At 67.4% G+C, this 26,134-nt stretch carries 25 protein-coding genes and 1 riboswitch; of the genes, 9 read left to right on the top strand and 16 right to left on the bottom strand.

Features of this window, described 5'->3' with window-relative positions:
• Nucleotides 1-144: 144 nt before the first annotated feature.
• A complete protein-coding gene (locus tag ACZK13_RS01085; protein WP_032128189.1) occupies nt 145-423 on the top strand; it encodes a hypothetical protein in 279 nt (92 codons plus the stop codon).
• Nucleotides 390-1,181, top strand: a complete 792-nt coding sequence (locus tag ACZK13_RS01080; protein WP_285301397.1) for a M90 family metallopeptidase — start codon at nt 390-392, stop codon at nt 1,179-1,181. The genes ACZK13_RS01085 and ACZK13_RS01080 overlap by 34 nt, the downstream gene beginning before the upstream one ends.
• A gap of 130 nt (nt 1,182-1,311) precedes the next feature.
• Here ACZK13_RS01080 and ACZK13_RS01075 read toward each other — a convergent pair whose 3' ends face one another.
• The 6 genes from ACZK13_RS01075 to ACZK13_RS01050 all read right to left on the bottom strand — a co-directional run bounded on the left by ACZK13_RS01075 (nt 1,312) and on the right by ACZK13_RS01050 (nt 7,602).
• A complete protein-coding gene (locus ACZK13_RS01075; protein ID WP_032128221.1) occupies nt 1,312-2,736 on the bottom strand; it encodes an ATP-binding protein in 1,425 nt (474 codons plus the stop codon).
• 25 nt (nt 2,737-2,761) lie between these two features.
• On the bottom strand, nt 2,762-3,445 hold the full coding sequence (locus tag ACZK13_RS01070) for a response regulator transcription factor (protein ID WP_004136763.1): 684 nt from the start codon (nt 3,443-3,445) through the stop codon (nt 2,762-2,764).
• Nucleotides 3,446-3,518: 73 nt separating this feature from the next.
• Nucleotides 3,519-3,893, bottom strand: a complete 375-nt coding sequence (locus tag ACZK13_RS01065; RefSeq protein ID WP_005407693.1) for a hypothetical protein — start codon at nt 3,891-3,893, stop codon at nt 3,519-3,521.
• A 212-nt stretch (nt 3,894-4,105) separates the two neighbouring features.
• Nucleotides 4,106-5,137 carry a tRNA dihydrouridine(20/20a) synthase DusA gene (gene dusA, locus ACZK13_RS01060; RefSeq protein ID WP_293794165.1) on the bottom strand — a complete coding sequence of 344 codons (1,032 nt, stop codon included), beginning with the start codon at nt 5,135-5,137 and terminating at the stop codon, nt 4,106-4,108.
• Nucleotides 5,138-5,343: 206 nt separating this feature from the next.
• A complete protein-coding gene (locus tag ACZK13_RS01055) occupies nt 5,344-5,994 on the bottom strand; it encodes a DUF6338 family protein (RefSeq protein WP_253143781.1) in 651 nt (216 codons plus the stop codon).
• Nucleotides 5,995-6,138: 144 nt separating this feature from the next.
• Nucleotides 6,139-7,602: a SulP family inorganic anion transporter gene (locus tag ACZK13_RS01050; protein ID WP_125895196.1), complete on the bottom strand. Its 1,464-nt coding sequence runs from the start codon at nt 7,600-7,602 to the stop codon at nt 6,139-6,141.
• 242 nt (nt 7,603-7,844) lie between these two features.
• Between ACZK13_RS01050 and ACZK13_RS01045 the strand changes: the two genes are divergently transcribed.
• Nucleotides 7,845-8,801, top strand: a complete 957-nt coding sequence (locus ACZK13_RS01045) for a cation diffusion facilitator family transporter (protein WP_032128195.1) — start codon at nt 7,845-7,847, stop codon at nt 8,799-8,801.
• Between the two features lie 111 nt (nt 8,802-8,912).
• Nucleotides 8,913-9,338 (top strand): organic hydroperoxide resistance protein, encoded by a 426-nt coding sequence (locus ACZK13_RS01040; protein ID WP_180838051.1) that lies wholly within the window; start codon nt 8,913-8,915, stop codon nt 9,336-9,338.
• A gap of 146 nt (nt 9,339-9,484) precedes the next feature.
• Here ACZK13_RS01040 and mmsB read toward each other — a convergent pair whose 3' ends face one another.
• The 5 genes from mmsB to ACZK13_RS01015 are packed head-to-tail and all read right to left on the bottom strand — an operon-like array spanning nt 9,485 to nt 15,024.
• On the bottom strand, nt 9,485-10,375 hold the full coding sequence (gene mmsB / locus ACZK13_RS01035) for a 3-hydroxyisobutyrate dehydrogenase (RefSeq protein WP_004136647.1): 891 nt from the start codon (nt 10,373-10,375) through the stop codon (nt 9,485-9,487).
• A complete protein-coding gene (locus ACZK13_RS01030; RefSeq protein WP_253143784.1) occupies nt 10,372-11,547 on the bottom strand; it encodes an enoyl-CoA hydratase/isomerase family protein in 1,176 nt (391 codons plus the stop codon). Before ACZK13_RS01030 ends, mmsB begins: the two co-directional genes overlap by 4 nt.
• Nucleotides 11,544-12,341: an enoyl-CoA hydratase gene (locus tag ACZK13_RS01025; RefSeq protein ID WP_180838049.1), complete on the bottom strand. Its 798-nt coding sequence runs from the start codon at nt 12,339-12,341 to the stop codon at nt 11,544-11,546. Before ACZK13_RS01025 ends, ACZK13_RS01030 begins: the two co-directional genes overlap by 4 nt.
• On the bottom strand, nt 12,338-13,504 hold the full coding sequence (locus tag ACZK13_RS01020; RefSeq protein WP_253143785.1) for an acyl-CoA dehydrogenase family protein: 1,167 nt from the start codon (nt 13,502-13,504) through the stop codon (nt 12,338-12,340). Before ACZK13_RS01020 ends, ACZK13_RS01025 begins: the two co-directional genes overlap by 4 nt.
• Nucleotides 13,505-13,518: 14 nt before the next feature.
• On the bottom strand, nt 13,519-15,024 hold the full coding sequence (locus ACZK13_RS01015) for a CoA-acylating methylmalonate-semialdehyde dehydrogenase (RefSeq protein WP_049399840.1): 1,506 nt from the start codon (nt 15,022-15,024) through the stop codon (nt 13,519-13,521).
• Nucleotides 15,025-15,139: 115 nt separating this feature from the next.
• Here ACZK13_RS01015 and ACZK13_RS01010 point away from each other — a divergent pair, with 115 nt between their 5' ends.
• Entirely contained in the window at nt 15,140-16,507 is a 1,368-nt protein-coding gene (locus ACZK13_RS01010) for a helix-turn-helix domain-containing protein (protein WP_049421469.1), read from the top strand.
• 521 nt (nt 16,508-17,028) lie between these two features.
• Here the strand turns inward: ACZK13_RS01010 and ACZK13_RS01005 are convergent.
• Nucleotides 17,029-18,876, bottom strand: a complete 1,848-nt coding sequence (locus ACZK13_RS01005; RefSeq protein ID WP_253145752.1) for a patatin-like phospholipase family protein — start codon at nt 18,874-18,876, stop codon at nt 17,029-17,031.
• 154 nt (nt 18,877-19,030) lie between these two features.
• A riboswitch (cobalamin riboswitch) is annotated at nt 19,031-19,245 on the top strand.
• A gap of 161 nt (nt 19,246-19,406) precedes the next feature.
• Between ACZK13_RS01005 and ACZK13_RS01000 the strand changes: the two genes are divergently transcribed.
• Together ACZK13_RS01000 and pncA are read left to right on the top strand one after the other, a co-directional pair.
• The gene (locus ACZK13_RS01000) at nt 19,407-20,093 is read left to right on the top strand and encodes an epoxyqueuosine reductase QueH (RefSeq protein ID WP_012509762.1); all 687 of its coding nucleotides are present in this window, start codon (nt 19,407-19,409) and stop codon (nt 20,091-20,093) included.
• A 55-nt stretch (nt 20,094-20,148) separates the two neighbouring features.
• Entirely contained in the window at nt 20,149-20,775 is a 627-nt protein-coding gene (gene pncA / locus ACZK13_RS00995; RefSeq protein ID WP_253145754.1) for a bifunctional nicotinamidase/pyrazinamidase, read from the top strand.
• A gap of 207 nt (nt 20,776-20,982) precedes the next feature.
• On the opposite strand, the gene purU is transcribed toward pncA, so the two are convergent.
• Nucleotides 20,983-21,834 carry a formyltetrahydrofolate deformylase gene (gene purU / locus ACZK13_RS00990; RefSeq protein ID WP_253145756.1) on the bottom strand — a complete coding sequence of 284 codons (852 nt, stop codon included), beginning with the start codon at nt 21,832-21,834 and terminating at the stop codon, nt 20,983-20,985.
• Between the two features lie 114 nt (nt 21,835-21,948).
• Here purU and ACZK13_RS00985 point away from each other — a divergent pair, with 114 nt between their 5' ends.
• A complete protein-coding gene (locus tag ACZK13_RS00985) occupies nt 21,949-22,860 on the top strand; it encodes a LysR family transcriptional regulator (protein WP_049399772.1) in 912 nt (303 codons plus the stop codon).
• A gap of 3 nt (nt 22,861-22,863) precedes the next feature.
• Here ACZK13_RS00985 and ACZK13_RS00980 read toward each other — a convergent pair whose 3' ends face one another.
• From ACZK13_RS00980 to ACZK13_RS00970, 3 genes are all read right to left on the bottom strand, one after another.
• Nucleotides 22,864-23,964: an NADH:flavin oxidoreductase/NADH oxidase gene (locus tag ACZK13_RS00980; protein WP_253145759.1), complete on the bottom strand. Its 1,101-nt coding sequence runs from the start codon at nt 23,962-23,964 to the stop codon at nt 22,864-22,866.
• A gap of 113 nt (nt 23,965-24,077) precedes the next feature.
• Nucleotides 24,078-24,884, bottom strand: coding sequence for an NAD-dependent protein deacetylase (locus ACZK13_RS00975; RefSeq protein ID WP_180838044.1), 807 nt, complete (start codon nt 24,882-24,884; stop codon nt 24,078-24,080).
• 55 nt (nt 24,885-24,939) lie between these two features.
• Entirely contained in the window at nt 24,940-25,341 is a 402-nt protein-coding gene (locus ACZK13_RS00970) for an acyl-CoA thioesterase (RefSeq protein WP_004153688.1), read from the bottom strand.
• A 151-nt stretch (nt 25,342-25,492) separates the two neighbouring features.
• Here ACZK13_RS00970 and ACZK13_RS00965 point away from each other — a divergent pair, with 151 nt between their 5' ends.
• Nucleotides 25,493-26,128, top strand: a complete 636-nt coding sequence (locus tag ACZK13_RS00965; protein ID WP_032128209.1) for a LysE family translocator — start codon at nt 25,493-25,495, stop codon at nt 26,126-26,128.
• Nucleotides 26,129-26,134 lie beyond the last annotated feature (6 nt).

Genomic DNA, 26,134 nt, shown 5'->3' with positions numbered 1-26,134 from the left:
GGCAGCTTCCACGAAGTCAGGAAGGAATTATGCGGGAAAGCCGCCAGCGACGCCCGCCACGCTGGGTTTCGCGGGGGCTTCCAACGGGGCGCCGGGTTCGGGCTAGAATCGGGAACTCACCCTCCCTTAACGTGGATGTCGTCAATGCGCCGTTATGCCCATTGCCTGATCCTGCTGCTGATGCCCTTCGCGGCGTCTGCGACGGCAGCGCTGGACGACAGCCGTGGGGCCTGCGTGTCCTCCAATGGCGATGCCGCCTCGCAGCGCGCGCCCACCGCCAGCGCATCGGCCGCCAGCACCAAGGCGGCACCGGTACGCCCGGCGGCCAGCACCACCACCGGTGGCGGTGGCAGCGACGACGACATGCTGCCGCGCATCCGCGCGCCGAAGTGGCACAGCTACCTGCCGGGAATGTTCCGCTGATCAAGTCGTTGCTGCAGTGGCTGCGGCCTGCGCCGCGGCCGATCGACGATGCACTTTGGGATGACGCCTGCCGCCGCGCAGCCTGGCTGCACGGACTGGACGACGAACGCCGCGCACGCCTGCGTGTGCTGACCACGCGCTTCCTGCATGAGAAGACCATTACCCCGATTGGTGACCTGCAATTGCAGGCCGGCGATGGTGTGCTGCTGGCCGCGCTGTGCTGCCTGCCGCTGCTGGAATTCGGCGAGGTAGGACTGGAAGGCTGGTCGCAGCTGATCGTCTACCCGGATGCGTTCCGCGTGCACCGCAGCCACATGGATGCGGCCGGCGTGCTGCACGAGTGGGATGACGAACTGATTGGCGAATCGTGGGACAGCGGTCCGTTGATCCTGTCCTGGGCCGATGTGCAGGCCGACCTGGCGGCGCCGCACGAGGGCTACTGCGTGGCGGTGCACGAGATGGTGCACAAGCTGGATGCACTGGATGGTGCGATGGACGGCACGCCGCCGCTGCCGCGCGCATGGCAGCGCGAGTGGGCGGCCACGTTCCAGCAGGCTTACGATGCCTTCTGCGTGCGGGTGGATGCCGGCGAAGAGACGTTGATCGATCCGTATGCGGCCGAAGCGCCGGAAGAGTTCTTCGCGGTGACCAGCGAGTACCACTTCTCCGCGCCGGATCTGCTGCAGCAGGCGTTGCCGGAGGTGGCCGCGCAGCTGCGGCGGTTCTATGGCAAGCCGCCGGCGATCGAAACACGGTAGTGCCGGCCGCTGACCGGCAACCTGGCAATGCCACCGAAGATCATGAGGTTGCCGGCCAGCGGCCGGCACTACCACCGGAACGCCACGCGCGGTTGCGCCAGGCGATGCCCGGCGGACGGGAACGCGCGGATTACGGCCCCGGCGGCAGGCGCACTTCGAAACGGGCGCCGCCCAGTTCCTCGGAGCGGCCCACAGCCAGTTCACCGCGATAATCCTTGATAAGGTCCTGCACGATCGACAGACCGATGCCGTGGCCCTGCACGCGCTCGTCGCCACGCACGCCACGCTGCAGCACCTTGCCGATGTCGTCCGGGGCGATGCCGGGGCCATCGTCGTCCACCGCAAGCAGCAGGCCCGCGCGGCGCGCGTTCGGTGCCGGCAGCGGCTGCGCGGTCAGCAGCACGCGGCGGTTGGCCCACTTGAAGGCGTTTTCCAGCAGGTTGCCGAGCAGTTCCTGCAGGTCGCCCGGTTCGCCGTGGAAGCGCGCGGCCGGGTCGATATCGAATTCGCACAGCACGCCCTTCGAGGCATAGACCTTTTCCAGGCCACGCACGATTTCCTCGGCGTTGGATTCGATCGGCAGCGGCGCGGAGAACAGCTTGTGGCCCGACGACGCAGCACGTGCCAGCTGGTAGGAGACCAGGTTGTTCATGCGCTGCAGCTGCACGTCCAGCTCCTCGCGCAGCGCACCATCGCCCGCGCCGCTGTCCATCTGCGTGCGCAGCACCGCAATGGGCGTCTTCAGGCTGTGCGCCAGGTCGGCCAGGGTATTGCGCTGACGCTCGAGGTTCTCGCGCTCGCTTTCAATGAAGGCGTTGATGCTGTCGGTCAGGGGTTCCAGCTCGCGCGGGTGGCGCTCGCTCATGCGCGCGGTCTCGCCACGCTGCACCTTGGTCAGCTCGGTGATCACGCGACGCAGGGGCCGCAGGCTCCACTGCAGGATGACGGTCTGCAGCAGCAGCAGGATCAAGCCGATGCCACCCAGGTAGAACCACACCCGGCCACGGAACACCCGCAGCTGCGCACCCAGCGCGCGCGAGTCTTCCATCACGTAGATGGTGTACGGGAATTCGGTGGCGGGATCGGCGTCGGCGTCCCACACCAGGCCCAGGCCATAGCGGTACACCGAGCCCTGGCTGCCGTCGATCTGGATCATCGGCAGCGGGCCTTCGAACACTTCCTGGCGCGGCGCCAGCAGGCCACCGCCGACGGTGGGCAGCATCGGGCCTTCGGCAGACATCGAATTGCCCTTGCCGTGCGGCATCACCACCTGCAGGTACAGGCCGCTGCCCGGCACATCGAAGCGCGAATCCGGTGGCTGCTCGCGGATGTACAGCGAGCGGTCGCGGGTGAAGTCGATGCCGGCCGCATAGGCGGTGGCGTAGTTCTTCAGGCGCTCACGCAGGTTCGCCTTCGCCGTATCGGCGAAGGCGGCGTCGAGCGCGTAACCGGCCAGTGCCAGGAACGCGACCAGGCCCACGGACGCGGCGAGCATCTGGCGCGCCTGCAGTGAGCGCGGCCGCCAGCGTCGGAAGAACCACAGACGGCCGGACATCATGGTATCGCCAGGGTGAGCCGGCTCAGCCCTCGTTGCGCGGAATCGCGAAACGGTAGCCGCGTCCGCGCACGGTCTCGATCGGCTTCAGCTCGCCATCCGGGTCCAGCTTCTTGCGCAAGCGGCCGATGAAGACCTCCAGCACGTTCGAGTCGCGGTCGAAGTCCTGCTGGTAGATGTGCTCGGTGAGGTCGGCCTTGGAGACCAGTTCACCGGCATGCATCATCAGGTACTCCAGCACCTTGTACTCGTAGCTGGTGAGGTCGACATTGCTGCCGGCCACGCTGACGGTCTGGGCAGCCAGATCCAGGGCGACCGGGCCGCATTCCAGCGTCGGCTTGCTCCAGCCAGCGGCGCGGCGCAGCAGCGCGTTGACACGGGCCAGCAGTTCTTCGACGTGGAACGGCTTGACCAGGTAATCATCGGCGCCTTGCTTCAGGCCTTCGACCTTGTCCTGCCAGCTCGAACGCGCGGTCAGGATCAGCACCGGGAATTTCTTGCCTTCGTCACGCAGGGCCTTGATCAGCTCCATGCCCGACATCTTGGGCAGGCCGAGGTCGATGATGCCGACATCGAACGGAACTTCGCGCCCCATGTAGAGGCCTTCCTCGCCGTCCTGCGCAGCATCGACGGCAAAGCCTTCGCGCTTGAGCCGGGCTGCCAGGGTCTCACGCAGCGGGGCTTCGTCTTCGACCAGAAGGATACGCATGAACTCTCCCTAGTGTCCTGGGTGTGGCCCGGAGGCCTGTGGGGTACGGGTTGATAGCGACGACTATCCCTGTTCAGGGGTTATCGCCGCGTAGTGATGACATATCCGACCGCGGCGTGCGCGGCTGTGAACGCGACGGCGCGGGGTCGTCCATGTAGCGGACCCGGCCCCGATCGTCCATGTACTTCACCCGGTTGATATCACGACCGTCGAACGGCACGCGCTCGGCGCCGAGGATGTGGCCGCCGGTGGTGCGCTGCACGCGGCGCACGGCATCGGACAGCGAACGCTCGTCGCCACGGCCACCGCGCTCGCCCCGCTCCATCATCTCCGCCCGCCCCTGGTCGCCGCGCGGCGGCTGTTGCGCCAGCGCCGAAGACAGCGGCGCAGCCGCCAGCACCACGCAGGTGGCCAGGGCAATGCGGCGATGGAAGGGAGCGGAAGACATCGATGCGATCCTAGCCGAGCACGGCGATTCGTTCAAAAGTCGTAAATCCGGCGCCGGGTTCGAAACCCAGCGTTTTACAAATCTTTTGCAAATTCTTGGTTTACAGCGGTGAATCCGGTCTGAACTTTTCCGGCCCTGCGCCCGAGTCGTTCAGCTAAGTGAACATTCGGGACGAATCGCCGTCCCTTGTCAAGTCAGGAATGTGACTGCGGTCACGCTGCGGCGCGATCAGCTTCGCGGTCGGTGACCGCCAGGGCCTGTTCGATCAGGCTCCAGCCGGCGCCCGGACGGTGTGCGCCCTCGCTCAGCACCTGGCGGAATGCGCGGCCGCCGGGCTGGCCGTGGAACAGGCCGAGCACGTGGCGGGTGATGTGCTTCAGCGCCAGGCCTTCGCCCAGCCGCGCCTCGATGTAGGGGCGCATCGCGCGCAGCAGATCGCCACGGGCCTGCAGCGGGACGCCGGTGTGCAGCGCGTCCAGCTGATGCAGCAGGTAGGGGTCGTGGTAAGCCGCACGGCCCAGCATCACGCCATCGACGTGCGCGGCCTGCGCCTGCACCGCCTCGAGGCTGGCCAGTCCACCGTTGATCACCACCGGCAGTGCCGGGCGCTCCTGCTTCAGGCGGTAGGCCCAGTCGTACTTCAGCGGCGGAACCTCGCGGTTCTCCTTCGGCGACAGGCCCTTCAGCCACGCGTTGCGCGCGTGCACCACCACCATCGCCGCACCGGCGGCAACCTGGCAGTCGACGAAGCTGGCAAACACGTCGTAGTCGTTGTCCTCGTCCACGCCCAGGCGGCACTTCACCGTCACCGGGATATCAACCGCGTCGACCATCGCCGCGACGCACTTGGCCACCAGCGCCGGCTCGCGCATCAGGCACGCGCCAAAACGCCCGGCCTGCACGCGATCAGACGGGCAGCCGCAGTTGAGGTTGACCTCGTCATAACCCCATTCGGCGGCGATGCGGGCGGCCTGCGCCAGCAGCGCTGGATCACTGCCACCCAATTGCAGGGCCAGCGGCTGTTCGCTGCGGTCGAAGCCGAGCAGGCGCTCGCGATCGCCGTGGATGACCGCGTTGGCGTGCACCATCTCCGTGTACAGGCGCGCACCCGGCGCCAGCACGCGATGGAACACGCGGCAGTGGCGGTCCGTCCAGTCCATCATCGGGGCAACGGACAGGCGCAGGGAATCGGCGTAACGGGCGGTGGCGGACGTCATCGGGGCATTGATCGTGGAGACTGGCATTGCCAGTGAGATCAATAGTTTACACCGCGCGGCTGAATGCGCCCGGTCAGCCGCGCGGCGAGCGCCGGTTGGGCCCGGCTCCGGCTGGCGGCCGGGGCGGGCTGGGCGGTGGCGGCGGACGCCTCCTGCCCTCGGGGAGCTTGGGGTTCGCGTTCTCCATGGATACGACCAACTGGTCCAGTGGTGGGTTGGAACCCTTCCTCAACTTAGCCATCGTCTGTCTCCTGGAGAATCTCGACCCACTGCACATCCACTGCGTGAATCAGTATGCCATCGAGCTGCGGAAGCTCGACCACGGCGGGGCTGGCCACGGGATCCGCTGCTGGATCGGTACCTTCATCGGGTGGATCCGCATCCACCAGCCAGGCCGGCATCTGCATGTAGAACTGTCCCGCAGCGGGGCTGATCGGCCACTCCTTGGGGTAGCCGGTCAATCGACGGCCATCCTTCAATTGCAGCACCACGAAGGCAGGACGCGTACCCAGCACGCAGTACCACTCGCTCGGGTGGGATGTCCTCGTGGTGAAGCCTGCACGACGGAGAACCCTGTGGAGGGAATCCTTGTTCGCAGCGAGGGCCAATCCTGCCCCCAGCAGTGCGGCGAGGACAAAACCCCATAGCAGGCTGCTGGTCTCGGTCCAGGTCCCCAGCACAAAGCAGCGACCCGCCAGCAGGAGCATCAGTTCGGTGAACTTGACCAGCACCTGGACCGCGAAGGTGAACACCAACGCTTCCACGGTCCGTTCGAACTGCGGCGGCTTGGGATGGGATGTCAGCCCATAGAACACCCATGCAGACAGGAAACCCGGCAGCAGAAAGGTCAGCAGCGTGGCGGCGTTGTTGAAGAGCGAATCCATTCCGGCAGAAGTACTCCGTCGTGAGGATCACAACGGAGCACGATCGCGGCGATTCTTCCACCTTGGGTGGGGTTCACAGGCTGAAGATGCAGCAACCGCAACAGCGGCCATGGCGTTGCAGTTGCTCCACGAGAGCCGATAGCGTCAATGCGCGCTGCCAGCAGCGCCTTTGCCACCCACCTGTTCAATGAGGGTCTGGCTGGCCGCATTGAGCCCCACCACCGTCACCTCCGCCCCATGCGCGGCCAGCTTTTCCTGCGCCCGCTCCAGCGCGGCCACGGCAGTCAGATCCCACAGGTGCGCATCGCGCAGATCAATCTGTACCTTCGGCGCCACGTGCTGGTAATCGAACGCCGCACCCAGCTGCCCTGCCGAGGCAAAGAACACCTGCCCACGCACGCGGTAGACCTGGGTGTCACCGGCATCGTCGCGCTGCACGTCCAGCATGCGGCCGACCTTGCGTGCGAAGAACAGGGCCGACAGCAGCACACCGCTGAGCACGCCCTTGGCCAGATCATGGGTGGCCACGGTGACCACCACGGTCAGCAGCATCACCGCGGAGGAACTACGCGGATGCGTGCGCAGGTCGCGCAGCGAGCGCCAGCTGAAGGTGCCGATGCTGACCATGATCATCACCGCCACCAGCGCCGCCATCGGGATCTGCCGCACCAGATCGCTGCCGTACACCACCAGCACCAGCAGGAACACGCCGGCCACCAGGCAGGACAGGCGGCCGCGGCCACCGGAGGTCACGTTGATCACCGACTGGCCGATCATCGCGCAGCCGGCCATGCCGCCGAGGAAGCCGGTCACCGTGTTCGCCACGCCCTGGCCGACACATTCGCGGTTGCGCTCGCTGGGCGTCTCGGTGATGTCCTCGACGATCTGCAGGGTCATCATCGATTCGAGCAGGCCGACCACGGCCAGCGTGGCCGACACCGGCAGCAGGATGCGCAGCGTTTCCCAGGTGAGCGGCACATCGGGAATGAGGAAATGCGGCAGGCTGTCAGGCAACTGGCCCATGTCACCGACGCTGCGTACGTCAACGCCGAAGCCGATCACCACGGCGGTCAGCACCACAATGGCCACCAGCGGTGATGGCACGGCGCGGGTGAGGCGTGGCAACAGGTAGATGATCGCCAGCGCGGCGGCGCACAGCACATAGACCGTAGGACCGCGACCGATCAGCTCGGGCATCTGCGCCAGGAAGATCAGGATCGCCAGCGCGTTGACGAAGCCGGTGATGACCGAGCGCGAGACGAAGCGCATCAACGAGCCGAGCTTGAACACGCCGGCCAGCACCTGCAGCAGGCCGGCCAGGATGCTGGCGGCGAACAGGTACTGCAGGCCATGGTCCTTGACCAGGTCGACCATCACCAGCGCCATCGCACCGGTGGCGGCGGAGATCATGCCAGGGCGGCCGCCAGCAATGGCAGTGATGACGGCAATCGAGAACGCGGCGTACAGGCCAACCTTGGGGTCGACGCCGGCAATGAGCGAGAACGCGATGGCTTCGGGAATCAGGGCCAGGGCGACGACGATGCCGGACAGCAGGTCGCCACGGATGTTGCCGAGCCATTGCTGGCGCAGGGGGTAGGACGTTTGCATGGGAAAGCTCCGCGCACAGGCGGGCGTGGCCGCATGGCGCTGCAGTGGAAAGACACGGGTTCCTGAGCCGGGCGGGCCGGCTGCCGATGTGCGGCAAGGGTCAGGGTGGCGTGATCACTGCAGGCGGGCGTCGGTACGTGGGAGGGGCGCAGTCTACGGGAAGCGGCCCCACGGGGGTAGCGCGGTTGGCCGGCGAAGGCAGCGAAAGGCAGCGGAGCCTGGCTCCGCTCTACAATTGAACCATGGCCGCCAACCGCCCGCAGTTCTTCGACCCCGCCACCGAACAGGGCGTGCTGCGCCTGTCGATCGCCGCCTCGCTGCTGCTGGCCGCCGCCGCAGTGGTGTTCGGCCTGCTGGCCAATTCCTCGCTGATCATCTTCGACGGCATCTACGGCCTGATCGACGTGGTAATGACCTGGCTGTCGCTGCTGGTGGCGCGGTTGATCGCGCTGTCCACGCAGACCGACGCCCTGCAGTCGCGGCTCAACCAGCGCTTCACCATGGGCTTCTGGCACCTGGAGCCGATCGTGCTGGGGGTGAGCGGCACGCTGATGATCGGCGCGGCGCTGTATGCGCTGGTCAATGCGGTGGACGCGTTGATGTCCGGGGGCCGCCACATCGCCCTCGGCCCGGCCATTGCCTTCGCCGGGCTGTCGATCGTGGGCGAAGGCGCGCTGGCCTGGTTCATCCTGCGCGCCAACCGCCGCATCGGCTCGGAGTTCATCGCATTGGACGCGAAGAACTGGGTGATCGCGGCCAGCATGTCGGCCTGCTACCTGCTGGCTTTCCTCGGCGGCGTACTGGTGCAGGGCACGTCGCTGGCGTGGGTCGGGCCGTACATCGACCCGGCCATCCTCGCCTTCGTCTGCGTGCTGGTGATGATCGCCCCGCTCGGCACGGTGCGCCGGGCGCTGGCCGGCATCCTGCTGGTCACCCCGCCGGAACTGCAGGCCCATGTGGATGCAGTGGCACGCGGGATCGTGGCCAAGCACGGCTTCGTCGAGCACCGCAGCTACGTGGCCCAGGTGGGGCGTGGCGAGCAGATCGAGCTGTTCTTCGTGGTACCGGAAAACGACCCGCCGCGGCCCCTGGTGGAATGGGACCAGCTGCGCGACGAGATCGGCGATGCACTGGGCGAGGCCTCGCCGGACCGCTGGCTGACCATCATGTTCACCACCGACCGCGAGTGGACGATCTAGGCCAGCAGGACGATCGATCAAGTTTTTCGTACGCATTGCAACCCAACGTACGCAGAAACCGGGCAAAGTAGGCTCCAACGCAACACCCACCCACCGACCAGGAGCATCCCGATGTCCATCGAAAAGGTTCTGTACACCGCCCAGGCCACCTCCACCGGCGGCCGTGAAGGCCGTTCCGTCTCCTCCGACAACGTGCTGGATATCCAGCTGTCGACCCCGCGCGAGCTGGGCGGCGCCGGCGGCCCGGGCACCAACCCGGAACAGCTGTTCGCGGCCGGCTACTCGGCTTGCTTCCTGGGCGCGCTGAAGTTCGTGGCCGGCCAGGCCAAGGTCGCGCTGCCGGCCGACACCACCGTGACCGGCAAGGTCGGCATCGGCCAGATCCCGACCGGTTTCGGCATCGAAGCCGAGCTGACCATCAACGTGCCGGGCGTGCCGCGCGAGCAGGTGGAAGATCTGGTGCAGAAGGCGCACATCGTGTGCCCGTACTCCAACGCCACCCGCGGCAACATCGACGTGACGCTGGTCGTTGCCTGATGGGGTGATGCCGGCCAGCGGCCGGCACTACCCGCGCCAGAGCAAAAAAATGGGCGGATGCCGGTCGAAACCGAACATCCGCCCATCCCACCTTCGTTGTCCCGCACGGGGCATGAGGTTGCCGGCCAGCGGCCGGCACTACCAGGTCACTTCTCGCTCGTAATGAGCTGCACGACGCTGGAGAAATCCAGCTTGCCGCGGCCAGCCTGGTGATTCATCGAGTACAGGTTGCGGGCCACTTCGCCCAGCGGGATCGAGGCGCCGACACTCATCGCCGCTTCCACCGCCAAGCCCATGTCCTTCAGCATCAGATCGCTGCCGAAGCCGCCGCTGTAGCCGCGCGAGGCCGGGGCGTTTTCCAGCACGCCCGGCCACGGGTTGCACACTTCGGTGGCCCAGCTGCGGCCGGTGCTGACCGCCATCATCTGCGACAGCACCTTCGGGTCCAGCCCGTGCGCCACGCCGAGGGCGATGGCTTCACCGGTGACGGCCATGATCACGCCCAGCGCCATGTTGTTGCACAGCTTGGCCACTTGGCCGGCACCACTGGCGCCCACATGGAAAATGTTCTTGCCCATCGCCTGAAGCACCGGGCGGGCGCGCTCCAGCGCATCCTCCTCGCCACCGACGATGAAGGTCAGGGTGCCGGCCTGGGCACCGGCGGTACCGCCGGACACCGGTGCGTCGATCATCTGCAGGCCACGTGCGGCAGCGGCTTCAGAGACCTTGCGGGCGCTGGCCGGTGCGATCGTGCTGCAGTCGATGACCAGTGCGCCTGCCGGAATCGCGGCCAGAATGCCGTCATCGCCCAGGTACACGCCTTCGACGTGGCGGCTGGCCGGCAGCATCGAGATCACCACCTCGGCATCGGCCAGGGTTTCGCGCGCCGATGCGGCCGCGCTGGCGCCGGCATCGACGGCGGCCTGCACCGCGGCCGGGACCAGATCGAACACGCGCACGGTGTGGCCGTTCTTGACCAGATTGGCGGCCATCGGGCCACCCATGTTGCCCAACCCGATGAATGCAATGCGGCTCATGCAAGGCTCCTTTCAACAAGGGGAGTGCCCAGGTCGGCCAGCGGATGCGCGGCATCGGCCCAGGGGGAAGCGAAGAAGGTGTCGGCCCACGCGCCGGTGGCCTCGGCCAGAGTGGCCGGGTTCCACTGCGGATTGCGGTCCTTGTCGATCAGCAGCGCGCGGATGCCTTCAGCGAAATCACCGTGGGCGGCGCAATGCAGGGCGACGATGTACTCCAGGCGATAGATCGCGGCCAGGCCCTGGCCGGCACTGCGGCGCTGCAGTTCGTACGACAACCGTGCCGAGCCTGGTGCACCGGCGGCGAGGGTCTTCTGTGCCGCCTGCAGCCAGGCATCGTCGGTCTGCAGAGTGGAGATGCGGCCGATGATCGCGGAGAGGTCATCGCCTTCGCACAACGCATCAACCTGCGCCGCATTGGCCAGCAGCGGACCGGTCGCGGCGTCACTGGCATGCGACTGCAGCAGATGGCTGAGCCGTTCGTGGTTGTGTGCGGCATCGCTGGACCACGCGACCTGCAGCAGCGCATCGAACACCGCGCTGCGGCGTTCTTCGGCCACGTGCACGTCGGCCAGGCCGGCGTAGATGGCGTCGCCCGGATTGAGCAGCGCGCCGGTCAGCGCCAGGAACAGGCCGCCCTTGCCCGGTACGCGCGGCAGCAGCCAGCTACCACCCACATCCGGGAACAGACCGACGGTGATTTCCGGGAAGGCCAGCTTGGAGCGCTCGCTGACCACGCGGTGGCTGGCACCGGACATCAGGCCGATGCCACCGCCCATCACGATGCCATGGCCCCAGCACAGGATCGGCTTGGCATAGGTGTGGATGAGGTAATCGACGCGGTATTCGACGTCGAAGAACTCGGCCGCGTAGTCGTTCTCGCGGATGTCGCTGCGGCCGGCCTCGCGGAAGGCGACCATGCTCTTGTACAGGCTGTGCAGGTCACCGCCGGCGCAGAACGCCTTTTCGCCGGCGCCCTGCAGCACCACCATGGCGATGCCATCGTCGTCGGCCCAGGCATTCAGCTGTTTCAGCAGCAGGTGCGCCATCGGCAGCGAGAAACCGTTGAGCGTACGCGGCGCATTGAGCGTGGCGATGCCGATGCGCGTGCCGTTGCTGGCGGCGCGCTCTTCGAACAGCACCGGTGCGTCGTCGGCAGCGGTGTCGGTGCTCATGCGTTCTTCCACTGCGCGGCGCGCTTTTCCAGGAAGGCGGTCACGCCCTCGACCTGGTCGGCGGTGTCGAACAGATCGACGAAGGCTTCGCGTTCGGCCACCAGCGCCGAAGCGTGGGTGCCGGTGCGGGTGGCCTGCACCAGGGTCTTGCAGGCGGCGATGCTGGTCGGGCTCTGCTTGCCGGCCTTCTTCGCCCATTCCAGCGCCAGCGCCTTGGCTTCGCCCTTGCCGACCTTTTCTTCGGCCAGGCCGATGCGCAGTGCGGTGTCGGCGTTGATGCGCTCGCCCAGCAGGATCATGCGCTTGGCCCAGCCCTCGCCGACCAGGCGCGGCAGGTTCTGGGTGCCACCGGCGCACGGCAGCAGGCCGACGGTGGCCTCCGGCAGCGCAACCTGGGCATGGTCTTCAATGATGCGCAGGTCGCAGGCCAGCGCGCATTCCAGGCCACCGCCCATGGCGTAGCCGTTGATCGCGGCAATCGACACACCACGGAAACCGGACAGCGCCTCGAAGGCTTCACCGAAGCGGCGCGCGGCTTCACGCGCAGCGGCCTTGTCGCCGGAGGCGAACTGGTTGAGGTCGGCACCGGCGGAGAAGAATTTCTCGCCGTCACCGGTGATCACCAGCGCGTAGATGTCGCGGTCTGCGTTGAGCGCGCCCACCAGGTCGCGCAGCGCCGACAGGCTGTGCACGGTCCAGGTATGCGCCGGCGGGTTGTTCAGGGTGACCATGGCGGTGTGGCCATCCACCTCGACCTTCAGGCCTACGTGCTCCTGGGTACGCCAATCCTTCATCGCAGTTCCTCTTCGGTGTTGAGCAGGTGACGGGCAACGATCACCCGCATGATCTCGTTGGTGCCTTCCAGGATCTGGTGCACGCGGCAGTCACGCAGCAGGCGCTCGATCGGGTATTCGCGGATGTAGCCGTAGCCACCATGGATCTGCAGTGCTTCGTTGCAGACGTTGAAACCGGCATCGGTGGCGAAGCGCTTGGCCATCGCGCACCACACGTTGGCGTCGCTGGCACCGGCATCGAGCTTGCGCGCAGCGGTGTGCACCATCTGCCGGGCGGCCACCAGCTGGGTGACCATGTCGGCCAGCTTGAACTGCAGGGCCTGGAACTCGGCCAGTGCCTTGCCGAACTGGCGGCGCTCGCCCATGTAGCGGCGTGCAGCGTCCAGCGCACCCTGCGCGGCGCCCAGCGAGCAGGCGGCGATGTTGATGCGGCCGCCATCGAGCCCCTTCATCGCCAGCTTGAAGCCGCCGCCTTCCTCTCCCAGAAGGTGGCTGACCGGCACGCGGACGTTTTCGAAGGTGATGCCACGGGTGGGCTGGCTGTTCCAGCCCATCTTCTCTTCCTTGCGGCCGAAGCTGATGCCCGGCAGGTCCGCCGGCACCGCAATGGCGCTGACACCGCCGGCACCGGCACCACCGGTACGCGCCATCACCACCAGCAGTTCAGTGGCACCGGCGCCGGAAATGAAGGCCTTGGAGCCGTTCAGCACATAGAAGTCGCCATCGCGCACGGCGGTGGTCTTCAGCGAGGCCGCATCGGAACCTGCACCGGGTTCGGTCAGGCAGTACGAGGCCAGCTTGTTGCCCGAAGACAGATCGGTGCCCCACGCATCGCGCAGTGCCGGCTGGCCCCACTTGGACACCATCCACGAGGCCATGTTGTGGATGCTGATGTACGCCGCGGTCGACGGATCGACGTTGGCGAGCTCCTCGATGACGACGGCGGCGTCCAGTCGGCTCAGGCCGCTGCCGCCCACTTCCGGGTCCATGTACAGGCCGCAGAAGCCCAGTTCACCGGCCTTGGCGATCGCCTCGCGCGGAAAGATGCCCTCCGCATCCCATCGCGCGGCGTGCGGCGCCAGTTCGGCCTGTGCGAAGTCGTGCGCCGCCTCGCGGTACGCCTGCTGCGCTTCTTCCAGTTCCGTCGTCATCGAGTGGCTCATGGCTGCTCCTGCCGTTACTTCAGGCTGATCGTGGTGTTGACGCCGTGGCTGAGCGTCTCGTCATCGAACCAGCGCGCGGTGACCGTCTTGGTCTGGGTGTAGAACAACACCACCTGCTTGCCATACGGACCCAGGTCGCCCAGCTTGGACGCGCGCGAACCGGTGAACGAGAACAGCGGCACCGGCACCGGGATCGGCACGTTGATGCCGACCTGGCCGACGTCGATGTCTTCCTGGAATTTGCGCGCGGCGGCGCCGGACTGGGTGAACAGTGCGGTCCCGTTGCCGTTCGGGTTGCTGTTGACCATCGCGATGGCCTCTTCCAGCGTCTCCGCTTCGAGGATGACCAGCACCGGCCCGAAGATTTCTTCCTGGTAGATGCGCATGTCGGTGGTGACACCGGCAAAGATGGTCGGACCGACAAAGTTGCCCTTCTCGAAACCATCGACCTGCGGCTTGCGGCCATCCAGCACCAGCTTGGCGCCCTGCTCCACGCCCGACGCGATCAGGCCTTCCACGCGCTCGCGGGCGCTGCAGGAAATGACCGGACCGACGTCGGTGCCGGCGACGGTGCCGCCGCTGACCTTCAGGGTCTTGGCCTTGGTGACCAGGTCCTGCACCCAGTTGCGTGCTTCACCGACCAGCACCAGGGTGGAGGCGGCCATGCAGCGCTGGCCAGCGGCACCGAAGGCGGCACCGACCATCGCGTTGAGGGTCTGCTCCTTGTTGGCGTCCGGCAGCACCACGGCGTGGTTCTTGGCGCCCATCATGCACTGCACGCGCTTGCCGGCCAGCGAGGCACGGTTGTAGACGTGGGTGCCGACGCGGGTGGAACCGACGAACGACACGGCCTTGATGTCCGGGTGGTCGCAGATCGCGTTGACCACTTCCTCGCCACCGTGGACGACGTTCAGCACGCCCTTCGGAATGCCGGCTTCCAGCGCAAGCTCGACCAGGCGCATGGTGACCATCGGGTCCTGCTCGGACGGCTTGAGGATGAAGGTGTTGCCCGTTGCAATCGCCATCGGGAACATCCACAGCGGGATCATCGCCGGGAAGTTGAACGGGGTGATGCCGGCGCACACGCCCAGCGGCTGCATGATCGTGTAGGTGTCCACGCCATTGGCCACGTTGTTGGCCAGTTCGCCCAGCTGCAGGTTGCCGATGGCGGCGGCGTGCTCGACCACTTCCAGGCCGCGGAACACATCGCCTTCGGCGTCCGGCAGGGTCTTGCCCTGTTCGGCGGTGAGGATGTGGGCCAGCTCGCTCATGTTCTCGCGGATCAGCTGCTGGTACTTCAGGAAGATGCGCGCACGGGTGCCAATCGGGGTCTTGCGCCAGGTCTTGAAGGCTTCCTTGGCGGCGGCGACGGCGGCGTCCACTTCGCCGGTGGTGGCGAACGGCACCTTGGCCAGCACGTCCTGGGTGGCCGGATTGATCACGTCCTGCCAGTGGGAGGTGGCCGATTCAACGAACTGGCCATCGATCAGCATGCGGATACGGGGCGCTGCAACAGTCATGACGACAATCCCACAGGGTGCGAAAGATGCTTGGCATTATTCACAGCACCCACCTCGATTTCCGGGCTGAATCCGCTTAATCTGGCCAACACGCCAGACGATTCATGTTAATTCTGTGAATTATTCAGCCCCCCAGCGACAACTTGGCCTGCGCCTGCTGCGGCTGCGCGAGCAGCGCGGCTACAGCCAGGCGGATCTGGCACGGGCGCTGGGGCTGTCGGCCAGCTACCTGAACCAGATCGAGCGCAACAAGCGCCCACTGACCCCGGCTGTGCAGAAGAAGCTGGGCGAGGTATTGGGCGACGTTTCCGCACTGTTCGACGAGGATGAGCCCGCCGCGCTGCAGGAAGCGCTGGGCGAGACCCTGCGTGACCTGGGCCTGGCCGAGGTCAGCGCCACCGAACTGCGCGCGCTGGCCGGCAACCTGCCGCAGGTCAGCCGCGCGCTGCTGGACCTGCACCGCCGCCACCTGGCGCTGCGCGAGCATGCCGCCGCACTGGAATTCCAGCTGGGCGAGCCCGGCGCCGGCAGCACCCTGCCCGCTGGCGATCAGGTGCGCGAGTTCTTCAACCGCATGCACAACCACATTCCCGAGCTGGACGAGCTGGCCGAGCAGCTGTTCGCCGAGTGGGGGCTGTCGCCCGGGCACGTGGCACCGCGGCTGCGCCAGCTGCTGGCCGACCGCCATGGCGTGCTGGTGGAAGTGGCCGCACTGCAGGCCGGGCGCGAAAAGCGGCAATACGATGCCGGTGCGCGGCGGCTGTGGCTGCCCGATTACCTGGAGCCCGGCCAGCAGGCGTTCCAGATGGCGGCCGAGCTGGCCCTTCACGGCTACCTGCCGCAGATCGATGCGGTGGTGGCGCGCGCCGGGTTCACCGACGACGCGCGCATTGCGCAGGCGCGGATCGGTCTTTCCAACTATTTCGCCGGCGCGCTGGTGATGCCGTACATGCGCTTCCTGCGTGCGGCGGAAACCAGCAGCTACGACATCGAACTGCTGGCGCATCAGTTCGGCGTCGGCTTCGAAGCGGTCTGCCACCGGCTGAGCACGCTGGCGCGACGCAGTGCGCCTGGCCTGCCGTTTTTCTTCATCCGCGTGGATCGCGCCGGCAATGTGTCCAAGCGCCACTCCGCCACCGATTTCCACTTCTCGCAGGTGGGTGGTTCGTGCCCGCTGTGGATCGTCTACGAGGCGTTCAACCAGCCCGGGCGGATCCTGACGCAGACCGCGCGCATGCCCGATGGCCGGCGCCACTTCTGGCTGGCACGGCAGGTCAGCAGTGGCCCGGTGGGCCATGGCCAGCCACGCAAGACCTTCGCGGTGGCGCTGGGCTGCGATCTGCAGCATGCCGAGCGACTGGTGTATTCGCTGGGGCTGGATGTGCAGAGCCCGGGTAATTCGGTGTCGATCGGGCCGGGTTGCCGGGTGTGCCCGCGGGAGGACTGCATGCAGCGCGCGTTCGCGCAGTTGCCGGGGAGGTAGGGGTGGTTCGGCAGGGCTGCGTCCTGCACCTGAGGTAGTGCCGGCCGCTGGCCGGCAACCTCAAAAGCAACAGCTGGCATTCCGTGGGATGGCGGGGTGGGTCCGGTTGCGGGGGACGCTGCAAGTCCCCCTCCGGGGCCCGGCCCAGCCGCTGGCGGCTGTGCGTTCGGGCGCTTGCGAAGCAATGCTTCGCAAGCAAAGCGCCCTCACCCATGTAAGCTCGGTCGCCGCTTGCTCGTGTGCGCAGTCCTGCGCACACGGCAAGACCGGGGTTGGGCGTCCTGCCCAACCCGCCCGAGGCATGCCTCGGGCCCATGCGGCTCACGCCCCCGCAACCGGACCCACCCCCCTTCGACAGGTCTCCGCGAGCTGTCGAAACGGCATCCTTTGCTGCTGTGGGTAGGTGTCGACCTTGGTCGACACGGTGGATCCACGTCGTGCGTGGATGCTCTTCGATGAATGTTCGAAATATTTGATTTCGATGGGGTTCCATCCACGCATGGCGTGGATCTACTACCGGGTCAGTAGATCGGCGTGACCTTCATCTGCGGCAGCGGGCGCGGTGCGCCGTCGGTGAGGTCCGGGCCGAGGTCCTCCCAGGTACGTCCCTGCTCGACCATCAGCCCCCACAACTGCTGCGATGCCAGCCGCTTGTCTTCCGAGCCCAGCTTGTACGACGGTGGCGTCGGCTGGCCACTGGCAACCATCGAGTACGCCGCGCGGTAGGCCAGTACCTGCTGCGCCGGGTCGTCGGTGCGCGCCACTTCCAGCGTGTAGCGCTGGTAGGCCGAGGCCAGGTTGCGCCAGCGGATCCAATAGTGGTTCTCGAACGAGAACGAACAGAAGCGCGCACCGGCCAGGCTGCCCTTGTCGGCGATGCGGGTCAGCACGTCCTGCGGCATGTCCAGGTTCATGCCGCCCTCGTCGCCCTGCAGGCTGACGTGCACGATGCGGTCGCGGTAGCCCGGGGCACGCGCCTGCAGCAGGTCGCGCCAGTTCTGCATGGTCGCCACCACCGCGAACAGGAAGCGGCCCAGCTCGGCGGCCGCCAACGGCGTGGCGATCGACTGGTAGGTACGCTGCCAACCGTGGCGGTTCTCGGTGGGCAGGAACACGGCATGTTCCAGCGCCTGTCGGCCACTGCTGCCGTGGCTCACGTCTTCGGCGTGCTGCGGGTAGACCAGATTGATGGCGAAGGTCGGCCAGCGCGGCAACGCGGCATCGAACAGGTGGATCGGGAAGTTGCTGCTGATGCCACCATCGGAGAACCAGCAGATGCGGAAGGCGGTGATCACCGGGCCGCAGGTCTGCCCGGCACTGGTCAGCCCTTCCATGCTGTCGGCCACATTGTGCTCCTGGTCGGCCGCAGGTGCGGTCGGTTCGCAGCGACGCTCGCGGCGTGAGGGCTCATGCAACGGCACCGCGCTGATCAGCAGCGGGAAGCTCAGGCTCATGCGCGTGGCCACCAGCACCGGCAGCTTCGGGCCCTGCGGCAGGTGGTAGTACCGGCGCCCCTCCACCTCCAGTGGCGGGCCGGCCTGCGTCACCAGCCACTGCACCACGCTGGCCGGAAACAGCTGCTCGAACTCCTCGCGCAGGAACCAGAACTGCGCGCCGCCCAGCGGCAGCGTGCGCGGCTCGTTGTGCGACACACAGGTGGTGATCATCTGCAGGCTGATCGCATGCGGGCTGTCCGGCTCGCCGGCATAGCGCGGCGCATCGTGCAGGTCGGCGAAGGTGAGCGGTGCATCCAGCGGCTTGCCGGACAGCTGCTGCAGGCACTCGTGCAACCATTCGGTCAATGCCGGCGTGCGTGCATCGCGGCCGAGGCCGCTGCACAGGCCCAGCAGGTTACGGCGCGCCACCCGCGCTACCCGCAGCGCGGCACCGGCCACGCCGGCACCGTACGCGCACAGCAGTGATGGCAGCAGCGTGGCGGCCACGCCGCTCCAACCGCCGCCCCACCAGCCCAGGCCGAGCAGCAGCGACAGCGACACCAGCACTTCCAGCGGCGCGATCTCGAATACCGCGATGGCCAGGCACAGCAGTTTGTGCGGCAGGCGGGCATTGCCGGTCAGCACCACCAGCAGCCGATACGCTGCACGAGCGCCTCGCGCCGGCTGGAACAGGCTGTAGATGAAGCCACGCCGCGACAGCTGCGCCGACACCGCCGACAGCCCGCTGTAGCCTGCATCGCCGGGCAGGTGTTCACCCGCCTGCTGGCGGCGATCACCGCACGCCGCCGCGGCCGCCACCGCCGCGGCGATGGCGCCGGCCGAGGTGCCGCCGATGCTCTTGAAGCGATATTCGCGGGCCAGCGCCAGTACCGCATTGGGGTACACGATGCCGCTGGTGATGCCGCCTTTCATGACCAGATCGCAGTACTTCGCCGCCACGAGCCACCTCCCGTCTGTCGGTGCCCAGTATGGCAAGAGGCGCTCTCACAGCCTGAGAAGCGAGCCACAGCCCTGCGCTTTCATTGACCCTTGACCATTGGCCTCGACGCGTCCACCGTGGGCACGCCGAAGGTATCCTTGCCGTGGCATTGATGGCGGCAGGGATTTAAACGGGAATCCGGTGAAGGCGCCTTGCGCGCCCATTCCGGAGCTGCCCCGCAGCGGTGAATGGAAACGAATCCTGCCAACAGCACTGGGCTCACGCCTGGGAAGCGGCAGGTAGTAGGTGGGCTGCGGCCCGTGTCCATCAGCCCGAATACCGGCCCCGGCCGGGGGACACGACCGTCCCCTGACTCGACCTGGAATCTCCGCGGGGAGGTTGCCGGGGCCGTCGTTGTCCTGCGCGTGCAGGCGGTGCGGCCGCGTGCGTCCTGTTCACGGTTTCCGGCCAGACCTGTTCACCCACGCGCTGATGCATGGGCCACCGCCGTTGCCGGCGGTCCATGCGGTACCTGACGATGACCGAGCTCCAACGCCCCACCCTGTCCCTGCCCGAAAACGGCCAGCGCCTGCTGCTGCACTCGTGCTGCGCACCCTGCTCCGGCGAAGTGATGGAGGCGATCACCGCCTCCGGGATCGACTACGCGATCTTCTTCTACAACCCCAACATCCACCCGGTGAAGGAGTACGAGCTGCGCAAGCAGGAGAATATCCGCTTCGCCGAACAGCACAACATTCCCTTCATCGACTGCGATTACGACACGGACAACTGGTTCAGCCGTGCACGCGGCATGGAGAACGAGCCCGAGCGTGGTATCCGCTGCACGATGTGCTTCGACATGCGTTTCGAGCGCACCGCGCTGTATGCGCACGAGCACGGCTACGACACCATCAGTTCGTCGCTGGGCATTTCGCGCTGGAAGAACATGGCGCAGATCAACGACTGTGGCATCCGCGCTGCATCCCGCTATGAAGGCCTGCAGTACTGGGACTACAACTGGCGCAAGGGCGGCGGCGCCAGCCGCATGGTCGAGATCAGCAAGCGCGAGCAGTTCTACCAGCAGGAATACTGCGGCTGCGTGTACTCGCTGCGCGATGCCAACCGCCACCGCCGCGAGAACGGCCGCGAACGGATCAAGATCGGCCTGCTGTACTACGGGCAGGACGCTGAGACGCCGCAGGGCGATTGACGTGTGCGCATGGGGCGGCCACGCTGGTCGCCCCTTCTGCTGTACCGGAACTGCCATGACCGCCCTGCCCGCCGATGTCGCCCTGCTGGTGATCGACCTGCAGCCGGACTTCATGCCCGGCGGTGCGCTGGCCTGCGACCAGGGCGATGCGCTGGTGGCACCGATCGCCGATCTACTGGCGCAGCGCCGCTACGGCACCGTGGTGGCGACACAGGACTGGCACCCGGCCGACCACGCCTCGTTCGCCAGCCAGCATCCCGGCCGACGGCCCTTCGAGACCATCCTGCTGCACGCGCAGCCGCAGACCCTGTGGCCGGACCACTGCGTGCAGGGCAGCGCCGGTGCCGCGCTGCACCCGGGCGTGGACTGGACCGTGGCCGACCTGATCCTGCGCAAGGGCACGCGCCAACAGGTGGATTCGTACAGCGCCTTCCGCGAGAACCATGGCCCCGATGGCGAGCGCCCGGCCACCGGCCTGGCAGGCTGGCTGCACGAACGCCGCATCCGCGAAGTGCACGTGTGCGGCCTGGCCCGCGACTACTGCGTGCTGTGGAGCGCGCAGGACGCGGTGAAGTCCGGCTTCCGGGTGAAATTCCTGTGGGAGCTGACCAAGCCGGTGACCGACGCCAACGACGCGATGGTGCGTGAAGCGCTGGGCAAGGCGGGGATTTCGATCGCCTGACCCACCACCGCCGGGCACGGCCCGGCGCTACCGCGCACGTCGCTTATGCCGCTTGCGCGCTCCTGCCCACGACAACACAATCGATTCATCCAGCCCCCTAACTACGCCCCCCTACAGATCGCGGGACGGCCGAACCGGGGGCTTTTCATTGGATGAAATCAGGATTCGGTAGTGCCGGGCCATGCCCGGCGGACGCGGGATGGGCGATTACCGGAACACGACCGTACGGTGCCCGTTGAGCAGGATGCGGTGTTCCACATGGCGGCGCACGGCGCGTGCCAGCACCAGCGATTCGGTATCGCTGCCCAGCCGCACCAGTTCGCGCGGCGCCATGGCGTGGTCCACGCGGGCCACGTCCTGTTCGATGATCGGGCCTTCGTCCAGATCCTCGGTGACGTAGTGCGCGGTGGCGCCGATGATCTTGACCCCGCGTGCGTGCGCCTGATGATACGGCTGCGCGCCCTTGAAGCTGGGCAGGAAGCTGTGGTGGATGTTGATCGCACGGCCGGCCAGGGCGCGGCACAACGTGGGTGACAGGATCTGCATGTAGCGCGCCAGTACCACCAGGTCGATACGTTCGCGCTCGACCAGGTCGATGATCTGTTGCTCCTGCACCGCACGCGTATCGGCGGTCACCGGCAGGTGGTGGAACGGCACCTGGTAGGACGCTGCCAGCGGTGCGAAGTCGGCGTGGTTGGACGCCACTGCGGCGATGTCGACCTTCAGCTGGCCGCTGTGGGCGCGGAACAGCAGATCATTGAGGCAGTGCCCTTGCTTACTGACCAGCACCAGCAGGCGCGCGCGGCGGCGGCCATCATGCAGCTGCCAGTCCATGCCGAAGCTGGTGGCAAGCGTAGCCATGGCCGCGTGCACGGTCTCCAGCGGCAGACCAGCATCGCGGTCGAAGTGCACGCGCAGGAAGAAGCGGCCGCTTTCCTCGTCGCCGAACTGCTGGGCGTCGAGAATGTTGCAGCCGTGGTCGAACAGCAGGCCGGAAACGCGGTAGACGATGCCGGTACGGTCGGGGCAGGACAGGGTCAGGATGGAATCGGGGCGCATCGCCCGAGTGTAGGGCAGCGACCTGCCCTCGGGATCGATGGTCACCGATGCAACCGACCTGCTTGGTTCAGTCCCAAGCGATACTTGGGTTTCTCCATGGCAAGCTGGTCGGTCATGAACCTGTTGCAACTGATCCGCAGCTTCACCCGCACCGCAGAGACCGGCAGCATTGCCGCAGCGGCCCGCATCCTTGGCATCAGCGCCACCGCAGTCGGCCAGAACATCAACCGGCTGGAGGCGCATCTGGGCGTACGGTTGCTGAACCGAAGTACGCGCCAGCTGGCCCTCAGCGAGGCCGGCGCGTTGTACCTGGCGCAGGTGCGCCACATCGAAGCCGACCTGGCGCGCGCGCAGGCGATGGTCACCTCCGGTGACATCGAACCGGCAGGACCGCTGCGCATCGCCAGCAGCAGCGCGTTCGGTCGCCACGTGCTTGCGCCGTTGCTGCCTTCGCTGCAGCAGCGCTACCCGCAACTGCAGCTGGAGCTGCGGCTGACCGATCGCGCCGTGCAGCACGGCCCGGAAGCGGTGGATGCCAGCATCCGCATCGGTGCACAGCTGGAGGACGGGGTCGTCGCACGGCAGCTGGCGCGCGTGCCGTTCGTGTTCTGCGCCTCGCCGGCCTACCTGAAGGCACACGGCACCCCGCAGCAACCCTCCGAGCTGAGCGGCCATCGCGGGCTGCTGCACCGCTTTCCCACCGACGGCCGGCCGCTGCGCTGGGGACTGCTGAAGGATGGCCAGCGCGTGGACGCCGCACTGCCGCCGAGCATGGTCTGCGATGACATCGATGCGCTGGCGACGCTGGCCGCAGCCGGTGCCGGCATCACCCGGCTGGCCGCATTCGTGGCAGAGCCGTACCTGCGCGATGGCCGCCTGCAGGCAGTGTTCGGCGCCGACACTGCATGGCGCCCGGAGCCGATGGAGGTCTATTTCTGCGTCAGCGACCGCCGCGATTTCACTGCCAAGATCCGCGCGCTGTTCGAGCACCTGCAGGCCGGCATGGCGCCGGCCTGGCGGGTGTGAGCCTCAGCGCGTCTTGAACACGCCGCGCGCATCACGCGGCTCGCAGCGCAGGTACTGCGGTGCCGGCTCCACGCTGTCACGCAGCGCGGCGGCGGCATGCCACGGCCAGCGCGGGTCGTAGAGGATGCCGCGCGCCAGGGCTACCGCATCGGCGTGGCGATGGCGCAGGATCGATTCGGCCTGCTCCGGCTCGGTGATCATGCCCACGGCGATGACCGGCATGCGCACCTTGGCCTTGATCGCCGCTGCGAACGGCACCTGGTAACCCGGGCCGACGGTGATCTTCTGGCGCTCGTCCAGGCCACCGCTGGAGACATGCAGGAAGTTGCAGCCGCGCGCGTCCATCACCTGCGCCAGCGCTTCGCTCTGCACCAGATCCCAACCGCCATCGACCCAGTCGCTGGCGGAGATGCGCACGCCCACCGCGACCTTGTCGGACACTGCCGCACGCACAGCATCGAACACCTCCACCAGCAGGCGCAGGCGGTTCGGCAGCGAGCCACCGTAGCCATCGGTGCGGCGGTTGCTCAGCGGCGACAGGAACTGGTGCAGCAGATAACCGTGCGCGGCATGCAGCTCGATCAGCTCGAAGCCCAGGCGCTCGGCGCGCACCGCACTGGCGGCGAAGGCGGCGATGACCTCGGCGATGCCGGCCTCGTCCAGTTCCTGCGGTGCCGGATCGGCGGCATGGAACGGCAGCGGCGACGGCGCCACGGTGACCCAGCCACGCGCATCATCAGCCGGCAACTGGCCACCACCGTCCCACGGACGCCTCACCGAGGCCTTGCGGCCGGCATGGCCCAGCTGGACGCCCAGCGGCATCGGCGACCAGCGGCGGACGCTGGCCAGCACCTGCGCCAGTGCGGCCTCGGTGCCGTCATCCCACAGGCCCAGGTCGGCCCAGCTGATGCGGCCGCGCGGTTCGACCGCGGTGGCTTCCAGGATCAGCAGGCCGGCACCGGACTGCGCCAGGTTGCCCAGATGCATGGCGTGCCAGTCGCTGGCGCGGCCATCTTCGGCGGAGTACTGGCACATCGGCGCGATGACGATGCGGTTGGACAGGGTCAGGGGGCCGAACGAGATCGGCGAAAACAGCTGGCTCAAGACGGTGATGAACGACGTAGGGGGTGCGTATTGCACCGCCGCACGGCCTGCGAATCAACCGTCTGGATGGATCGCTGTTTCGCGGTGGGCGTGCAGCCGAGCGTGTGCTCGGCTCAGGACGAAGCCCACGCGGCCAGCGCCTCGGCGCAGTCCCGTTCATCCTTGAACTGCAGCAGGTCGTCGGCGCGGGTGCGGCCACGGTTCAACGCCGCCACCGGCAGCCCTGCCCTGGCCGCCGCCTGCACGAAGCGGAAGCCGGAATAGACCATCAGCGATGAACCCACCACCAGCACGGCGTCGGCCTGCTGCAGGTGCTCCTGCACCGCCTGCACGCGCTCCCGCGGCACGTTTTCGCCGAAGAACACCACATCCGGCTTCAACACGCTGCCGCAATGCGGGCACTCGGGCACCACGAACGCGGAGAAATCGGCCTCCAGATCGGCATCACCATCGGGCGCGATGCCTGCCTCCAGCGCGTCCCAGCCGGGATTGGCGTCCAGCAGGCGCTGCTGGAAGCCTTCACGATCGCTGCGACGCTCACAGCCCATGCAGCGCACAAGGTCCAGGCGGCCATGCAGGTCGATCACGTTGTGGCTGCCGGCGCGCTGGTGCAGGCCGTCCACGTTCTGGGTCAGCAGCACCTGCAGCGTGCCGCGGCGTTCCAGCGCGGCCAGGGCCTGGTGGGTGCCGTTGGGCCGGGCCAGGCCGAAGCGCGGCCAGCCGAGCAGGCTGCGCGCCCAGTAACGTTGGCGGGTGGCGGCCTCGCCCATGAAGGCCTGGTAGGTCACCGGTGGCGTGCGTTTCCACTGGCCGTCGGCATCCCGGTAATCGGGAATGCCCGAGGCGGTGCTGCAGCCGGCGCCGGTCAGCACGAACAGGCGCTGGGCACGGTCGATGAAGTCGGTCAGTGGCAGGGTCATGGCTGCCAGATGGGGGCGCGGTGGCGCCCCCGCAAGCGCCGGTCCGTTGGCCGGGTCAGGCCGCCGGCAGCGGCGGTACCGCGATCGGGTGGCCTTCCTCGTCCAGCGCGATCATCACGAAGTGGCCGCGGGTGCACAGCTTGCGCTCCCCGCTGTGCAGGTCTTCGGCGACCAGTTCCACCTCCACCTTCATCGAGCTGCGGCCGACTTCGACGATGCGGCCGATGGTTTCCACCATCTGGCCGATGCGGATCGGCAGCTTGAAGTCGACCTGGTCGCTGCGCGCGGTCACCACGGTGCGGCGCGAGTAACGGGCGGCGGCCAGGAAGGCGGCCTTGTCCATCCACGCCAGCGCCTGGCCACCGAACAGGGTGCCAAGGTGGTTGGTGTGGTTGGGAAAGACGATTTCGGCCATGCGCACTTCGGTGGGCGGCACGGTCTCGGGGATGGGGGTCATGGGGGGCTTCGGTGTGGGGTGCTGCGGATTCTAAGCGACCGGCGTGATGGCCATCGGAATGCACGTGCAACGGTCACCCGGCAGCGGTGCCTGCGCAGGCCGCGCCTGCGGCAGGCGTTAAACTGCGCCACGCCCACTGCCAGGACCGCCCATGCCCGCCACTTCCGACCTGCTGGCCTTCGCGCTTGTTTCACTGGCCATGGTGCTCACGCCCGGGCCGAACATGATCTACCTGATCTCACGCTCGATCTGCCAGGGGCCGATGGCAGGCCTGATCTCGCTGGGCGGGGTGGCGCTGGGCTTCGTGTTCTACATGCTGTGTGCGGCACTGGGCATCACCGCCCTGCTGATGACCGTGCCGTTCGCCTACGACGCGCTGCGCATCGGCGGCGCGCTGTACCTGCTGTACCTGGCCTGGCAGGCGCTCAAGCCCGGTGGCCGTTCGCCGTTCGCGGTGCGCGAACTGCCGCAGGACAGCCCGCGCAAACTGTTCACGATGGGCTTCCTGACCAACCTGCTGAACCCGAAAGTGGCGGTGATGTACCTGTCGCTGCTGCCGCAGTTCCTGCATCCGGACGGCGAGGGCAGTGTGCTGATGCAGTCGATCGTGCTGGGCTCCACCCAGATCGCGGTGAGTGTGACCGTGAACGGCATGATTGCGCTGACCGCTGGCAGCATCGCCGGTTTCCTGGCCGCGCGCCCGACCTGGCAGGTGGTGCAGCGCTGGCTGATGGGCACAGTGCTGGCCGGGCTGGCGGTACGCATGGCGGTGGAAGGGCGACGCTGATTGTAG

It is taken from the genome of Stenotrophomonas sp. 99219_Sma (assembly GCF_056480785.1).
The sequence above is the reverse complement of the archived record's forward strand: the minus strand, read 5'-3'. Positions and strand labels throughout refer to the sequence as shown.

Excerpts from the sequence above, each read along its gene's own strand:
- ACZK13_RS01085 (WP_032128189.1), top strand. The coding sequence starts at position 145 with ATGCGCCGTTATGCCCATTGCCTGATCCTGCTGCTGATGCCCTTCGCG.
- ACZK13_RS01075 (WP_032128221.1), bottom strand. The coding sequence starts at position 2,736 with ATGTCCGGCCGTCTGTGGTTCTTCCGACGCTGGCGGCCGCGCTCACTG.
- ACZK13_RS01070 (WP_004136763.1), bottom strand. The coding sequence starts at position 3,445 with ATGCGTATCCTTCTGGTCGAAGACGAAGCCCCGCTGCGTGAGACCCTG.
- ACZK13_RS01065 (WP_005407693.1), bottom strand. The coding sequence starts at position 3,893 with ATGTCTTCCGCTCCCTTCCATCGCCGCATTGCCCTGGCCACCTGCGTG.
- dusA (WP_293794165.1), bottom strand. The coding sequence starts at position 5,137 with ATGCCAGTCTCCACGATCAATGCCCCGATGACGTCCGCCACCGCCCGT.
- ACZK13_RS01055 (WP_253143781.1), bottom strand. The coding sequence starts at position 5,994 with ATGGATTCGCTCTTCAACAACGCCGCCACGCTGCTGACCTTTCTGCTG.
- ACZK13_RS01050 (WP_125895196.1), bottom strand. The coding sequence starts at position 7,602 with ATGCAAACGTCCTACCCCCTGCGCCAGCAATGGCTCGGCAACATCCGT.
- ACZK13_RS01045 (WP_032128195.1), top strand. The coding sequence starts at position 7,845 with ATGGCCGCCAACCGCCCGCAGTTCTTCGACCCCGCCACCGAACAGGGC.
- ACZK13_RS01040 (WP_180838051.1), top strand. The coding sequence starts at position 8,913 with ATGTCCATCGAAAAGGTTCTGTACACCGCCCAGGCCACCTCCACCGGC.
- mmsB (WP_004136647.1), bottom strand. The coding sequence starts at position 10,375 with ATGAGCCGCATTGCATTCATCGGGTTGGGCAACATGGGTGGCCCGATG.
- ACZK13_RS01030 (WP_253143784.1), bottom strand. The coding sequence starts at position 11,547 with ATGAGCACCGACACCGCTGCCGACGACGCACCGGTGCTGTTCGAAGAG.
- ACZK13_RS01025 (WP_180838049.1), bottom strand. The coding sequence starts at position 12,341 with ATGAAGGATTGGCGTACCCAGGAGCACGTAGGCCTGAAGGTCGAGGTG.
- ACZK13_RS01020 (WP_253143785.1), bottom strand. The coding sequence starts at position 13,504 with ATGAGCCACTCGATGACGACGGAACTGGAAGAAGCGCAGCAGGCGTAC.
- ACZK13_RS01015 (WP_049399840.1), bottom strand. The coding sequence starts at position 15,024 with ATGACTGTTGCAGCGCCCCGTATCCGCATGCTGATCGATGGCCAGTTC.
- ACZK13_RS01005 (WP_253145752.1), bottom strand. The coding sequence starts at position 18,876 with ATGAAAGGCGGCATCACCAGCGGCATCGTGTACCCCAATGCGGTACTG.
- ACZK13_RS01000 (WP_012509762.1), top strand. The coding sequence starts at position 19,407 with ATGCGGTACCTGACGATGACCGAGCTCCAACGCCCCACCCTGTCCCTG.
- pncA (WP_253145754.1), top strand. The coding sequence starts at position 20,149 with ATGACCGCCCTGCCCGCCGATGTCGCCCTGCTGGTGATCGACCTGCAG.
- purU (WP_253145756.1), bottom strand. The coding sequence starts at position 21,834 with ATGCGCCCCGATTCCATCCTGACCCTGTCCTGCCCCGACCGTACCGGC.
- ACZK13_RS00985 (WP_049399772.1), top strand. The coding sequence starts at position 21,949 with ATGAACCTGTTGCAACTGATCCGCAGCTTCACCCGCACCGCAGAGACC.
- ACZK13_RS00975 (WP_180838044.1), bottom strand. The coding sequence starts at position 24,884 with ATGACCCTGCCACTGACCGACTTCATCGACCGTGCCCAGCGCCTGTTC.
- ACZK13_RS00970 (WP_004153688.1), bottom strand. The coding sequence starts at position 25,341 with ATGACCCCCATCCCCGAGACCGTGCCGCCCACCGAAGTGCGCATGGCC.
- ACZK13_RS00965 (WP_032128209.1), top strand. The coding sequence starts at position 25,493 with ATGCCCGCCACTTCCGACCTGCTGGCCTTCGCGCTTGTTTCACTGGCC.